Origin of the sequence: Pseudovibrio sp. Ad26 (assembly GCF_001623285.1) — a bacterium.
Classification (GTDB): domain Bacteria; phylum Pseudomonadota; class Alphaproteobacteria; order Rhizobiales; family Stappiaceae; genus Pseudovibrio; species Pseudovibrio ascidiaceicola.
In genome coordinates this window covers 1-694 of sequence record NZ_LMCE01000155.1, presented here as the reverse complement: position 1 = coordinate 694, position 694 = coordinate 1, and the positions used below count along the sequence as shown (strand labels likewise).

General features: G+C 48.3%; 3 protein-coding genes. All 3 read right to left on the bottom strand.

What is annotated here, in order from left to right; genetic code table 11:
- The coding region (locus tag PsAD26_RS30385; protein WP_193758368.1) for a metallophosphoesterase at positions 1-179 on the bottom strand (179 nt) is incomplete at its 3' end.
- The gene (locus tag PsAD26_RS29210; RefSeq protein WP_002901791.1) at positions 157-363 is read right to left on the bottom strand and encodes a phage NinH family protein; all 207 of its coding nucleotides are present in this window, start codon (positions 361-363) and stop codon (positions 157-159) included. The genes PsAD26_RS30385 and PsAD26_RS29210, both read right to left, overlap by 23 nt.
- A partial coding sequence (locus tag PsAD26_RS26540) for a recombination protein NinG (protein WP_193758367.1) occupies positions 360-694 on the bottom strand: 335 nt, incomplete at its 5' end. The genes PsAD26_RS29210 and PsAD26_RS26540, both read right to left, overlap by 4 nt.

Genomic DNA, 694 nt, shown 5'->3' with positions numbered 1-694 from the left:
CATTCAACGTTCTCTGCACCACGATCAACCAAATCGCCCACCGAGATAAGCAGGTCTTTTTTGTTGTCGAATCCAATCGTATCCAGTTTGTTCATCAGGTTCGTGTAGCATCCGTGCAGATCGCCAACTACCCAAATATTTCGGTATTTGCTGCCATCAATTTTTTCGTAATAGCGCATCTCTTTCACTCCATCCGCGATGAACCATGAGAACGTCGTTGACGATGGCGTGCATTTTCCCGTCTTTATCATCAACGTATTTTCTGACCGTACCGCGACTACATTTCAGTCTGCGTGCTACTTCTGTCTGATTTCCGTATGTTTCAACGAGCATGTCTGGAATGGTTTTTACTGAGAACGTCATGCGGCCTCACTTCTGCTATTTCGCAGGTCTTTGAGTTTCTGTTGGTACTCTGCCTTGATCGCCTTGCACTCTTCGATAGTCCAGCGATGGCGGTTATGGTTTGATTCGATTTCGTCTACTGCTTCCTGCCCGATGCGGCTAATCAGTTCGACGCGATACGGAACGAGATTTCCGCTTTTGTGCTGGTTGCACACCACGCATTGCTTGTGAATATTGCGTTCATTAAATCGGAGTTGAGGTGCCGCAGCAGTTGTCCGGTAATGTCCGGCATCCCACTGAGCAGACGTGAGCGTTCCGCACGAGATACATGGTAAGTCGCGGTCTCTTTCTC

Bases quoted from the DNA above. Each gene is read 5' to 3' on its own strand.
- PsAD26_RS29210 (WP_002901791.1), bottom strand. From the start codon at position 363: ATGACGTTCTCAGTAAAAACCATTCCAGACATGCTCGTTGAAACATAC.